At 47.5% G+C, this 3,902-nt stretch carries 4 protein-coding genes; 2 read left to right on the forward strand and 2 right to left on the reverse strand.

Annotation, left to right across the window (positions count from 1 at the left end):
• Positions 1-198 precede the first annotated feature (198 nt).
• On the forward strand, positions 199-1,707 hold the full coding sequence (locus ENN47_11520; GenBank protein ID HDP78782.1) for a bifunctional metallophosphatase/5'-nucleotidase: 1,509 nt from the start codon (positions 199-201) through the stop codon (positions 1,705-1,707).
• Positions 1,708-1,780: 73 nt separating this feature from the next.
• Here ENN47_11520 and ENN47_11525 read toward each other — a convergent pair whose 3' ends face one another.
• Together ENN47_11525 and ENN47_11530 are read right to left on the reverse strand one after the other, a co-directional pair.
• Entirely contained in the window at positions 1,781-3,007 is a 1,227-nt protein-coding gene (locus ENN47_11525; GenBank protein ID HDP78783.1) for an MFS transporter, read from the reverse strand.
• 62 nt (positions 3,008-3,069) lie between these two features.
• The gene (locus tag ENN47_11530) at positions 3,070-3,666 is read right to left on the reverse strand and encodes a GGDEF domain-containing protein (GenBank protein ID HDP78784.1); all 597 of its coding nucleotides are present in this window, start codon (positions 3,664-3,666) and stop codon (positions 3,070-3,072) included.
• A 157-nt stretch (positions 3,667-3,823) separates the two neighbouring features.
• Here ENN47_11530 and ENN47_11535 point away from each other — a divergent pair.
• Positions 3,824-3,902: hydrolase-like protein (locus ENN47_11535; GenBank protein ID HDP78785.1), on the forward strand; the 79-nt coding region annotated here is incomplete at its 3' end.

The raw sequence follows: 3,902 nt of genomic DNA on the forward strand, positions 1-3,902 counted from the left end.
GGTCAACAGTCCACCGTCCTCCGAATCGGAAGTGATACGATGCCCGGAGAAACGTCCGGGGAAGTGATGCGCCGAAAAGCATCGGCGAAAGTAATGCTCTTCGATGCCTATTCTTTGAAGCAACACCTCCATTCAATGGAATTCGATCGGACCCGGCAATGTTAGAATTTGGTTGAATACCACGAGGAGGTGTTGGCAGTGAAAAAGGCTAAATTCCTTGTTCTGGTCGTTCTGCTTCTTTCAATCCTTTCATTCTCAACTACCATCAAGATGTATCTTGTAACCGATTATCATTCGCACGCAATTCCCTTCTATTCTGAGGGGCAACACGGTTTCGGGGGAATCGCCAAGATAATCGCTTTTCTGAAAGACAAGGCTGGCAATGAAGACACTCTCGTCTTTGGCGGCGGAGACATGATAAATCTCGGAACACCGGCGTGGTCAGACAAATTCCACGCCATAGAGATGCCCTGGTTCAACAACATCTTCGATGCCATGGCTTACGGCAATCATGACTCGGAATACGGACCGGAAGACTTCCAGGAAGTATGGAAAAATGTCACTTATCCGATTCTTGGCGCCAACGTTCTGGATGCGGGCGGAGTTCCTGTATTCGAGTACTTGGGGAAGAGGTATTTGATCCTTGAAGCCGAGGGAAAGAGAATCGGTGTTTTCGCTCTCGCAGGTTCCGATTTCGATGGTCTTGTCAAACCCGCTGCAAGGCCTGTCGAGGGAGCAACTTTCGGAGATTTCATGACAACTGCGGGCGAGATCGTTGATGAAATCAAGGCGGAGGGAGTCGATCTTATCGTATTCATAGGACACGCGGAGTACGATGAAACTCTGAAAATGGCAAGGGAGATCGAAGGAATAGATCTCATATTCGGTACACATAGCCATCTCAAGATCCCTCTAACAAAGATCGAAGGAACTGATACATACTTCATTTCGCCTTACCAGTACGGAACGTATGCGGCGGAAGTGGTGGTTTACTTCGGAGCCGACGGCCAGAAATCCATCTCGGGTTCGCTCATACCAATGGACGATTCCATGCCGGAAGATCCAGTAATTGCGGAAAAGGTAGAAAAGCTCCAGTACGAACTAGAAAGCGACCCTGAGTTCGCTCACCTTTTCGAATGGATCGGGGATGTCGAAACGGAACTATCTGCGGCAAATGTCAACACGGGAGAATCGGTGCTCGGCAATTTCGTGATGGATGTTATCAGGGAGAAATCTGGAGCAAATGTTGCCCTCTCAACTTCGAGCAGCTTCAGGGCGTCTATCGCTCCAGGATCGACTGTTTACGAGGATCTCAAGAACGCCCTTCCCTACGTCAACATAATCTACGTATATGAAGTAAAGGGAGAAACACTCGAAAAAATCCTCAACCATTCTATTAGTCAGAGAGGTACCGGATTCTTCTCACAGGTCTCAGGAGTTCGTTTCATGATAAGCGATGGAAAGGCAACGGCCATTGAAGTCCAAACAGATCTGGAATGCCCGGACAGCTTCGATCTACTGAATCCCGAAGCTACGTATTTGGTAGCCACAACGAACTATCAGGGGCTATTTGCTCCCGGTTACAAAGATCTCTTTGCGGGCCTAACATACAGAGACACTGGCCTCGACGTACAGAAGATAGTCAAGGAGTATATGCAGAACAACAGTCCTATCAGTGCGAAGCTTGACGGTAGAATTCGAAAATAGCGAAGTTTCAAAACAGCAGAACCCCCACCTCTGTGGGGGTTTTTTGCTGAGAAAGAAACATGGCTTGGATCGTTCAATGCTCTTCGACAATGTCTGCCAGTTCTTTCTCGGCGGCTTCACGATCTGCTTTCTTCTTTTTCTGAAGATTTCTTACCTGCCAGAGTGCGAGACTTCCGACGAGTGTAACCGAACCCATCACCAAATAGACGGGAATGGCACCACCCCTGTCCAATCCAACGCCAATGGCAGGTGAGAAAATCGCGAAAGAAAGACTGGCGCTTAGACTTACGATTGAGATAACCGTTGCCCTGAAAGCATCTCCCACATTGCTGTTCACATAGAACCTCATAATCGGTGGGTACAGTGCCCTGACGATCTGGCCCAGGAACAAGAAGGCTATCGATCCTATTCCAACAAGAACTATGGGAAAGAGATAGGCTCCTGCCATGAACACTCCCAGAAGCGTCAGCGCCTTCCTGGGTCTCATATTATCGAAAAGACGGATCAAGTATCTTGAAGAGAGAGCACAAACCGTATTAAATGCGGCAAAGATCACTCCGTACAACGCTATGTCCAGCTCGACAAGTTTGAAATACGGTTCGTAGAGCCAAAAACTGGCTCTAAGCATCACTCCCATCATTGCCGAGAAGTAAATTATCCATCTCACCCTGGGCTTTGTGAAAGCATCTCCGAATGACTTCACGACATGCACGAAGTAAGAGTGATGCGATTTCTCTCTGTTGGGCGGCTCTGTAAACAGCAGTGAGTACCCTCCCGATACCATGATCATTCCAACTGAAATCCAGAAAGGAGCGTAAGGTGAAACCGAGTAGAGAACGCCGCTAACAATTGAACCAATAGCCTGACCGACGAATATATTGGAAAGCGTTCTTGATTCTATTCCGCTGTAATCCTTTTCTCTATCTAATCTCGAAAGACTCTCGTACAGGATCGCCGAATCTGCTCCCGAACTGAATGTCATTCCCAGACCAAAGAGTAGTTCGGCAACGACAAATGCTGCGAAGTCCTCAAACAAGATGTAGAGGGATAGCGCAAACCCCATGACAACGGACGAGATTGTGAGAGAGAACTTCCTTGAAAACCTGTCAGCGACGGAGCCGGTAGGCACTTCAAAGAGAACCACCGCCACCGCAGATATCGATTGAAGCAGCATGATTTCGGAATAGTTCAGGCCCTTGAAGATCATATAGGGGACTAGAACAGGACCAATTATCATCATACCCTGTGTGAATTTGAACCGATAGTACACTGAGATGTTTCGTTCCATCTTTTCACTCATATGATCCCCTCCTAAAGAAAAAGGGCGGCCCCCGGCCACCCTCTCTACGATCTCTGAGACTTCTACAATTTGTATTTTCTCAATAGATCATCCAGTGCTTCCCGTAAGAGCGATGACTCGGTTCTGTTCAACAGTGCGGTCAGTTTTGCCAGTCCATCAAGCTGAGATCTCAAGTAGTAGTTGGATTTCATTACCATCTTCGATTCCTTTTCAAGCGGTGCAAATACGATCTGACCTCTTCCAGTAGTCTTTGCCTTTCGCATTCCCTCCGATAGGAGATTCAGCAGCTTTTCAATCGTCGACGCATTTCTTGGAAACTCTCCTACCGCACCGCTGACAGTAAACGTGACTGTCTTTCCCCTGCATTCGAACGAAAGTTTCGAAATAGTCTGGGTTAAGTCCTGCATCTCCATAAATAGAGTCTCAAGTGTGTACTCACTGCTGTACACAAAGAACTCGTCTCCAAACCGGATAAATGAAAGCCTCTCAGGAAGGTTCTCTCTGAGGGTCTTGTCTAGGATCTCAAACACTCTGTCTCCGCAGTCTCTTCCAAACTCCCTGTTCAGAAGCGCAAACTTGTCGATATCTATATCCGCTATCGCAAAAGGCCCTTCCTTAGCAAGTTTCTCGAGCTCGTCTTTCCATTGATCAAAAGTCATAAATATCCTCCTATGTATATATCTATATATGTATATCGATATATTATCACCACCTGTATTTATATTCGATTTCCGGAAGGTTAATTCTTGCAAGCCAGACGAGGATGAAGGGAAGACCGTGGTTGGGGGTAGGTTGGTAAGAGCAAGAACAGAATTGATGCTGCCTCCGGCAGGAAGTGAGGCTCGCTGGCGCGAGGAAGTGATGCCCGGAGAAACATCCGGGGAAGTGATGCTGA

Source organism: Mesotoga infera (genome assembly GCA_011045915.1).
GTDB lineage: Bacteria > Thermotogota > Thermotogae > Petrotogales > Kosmotogaceae > Mesotoga > Mesotoga infera_D.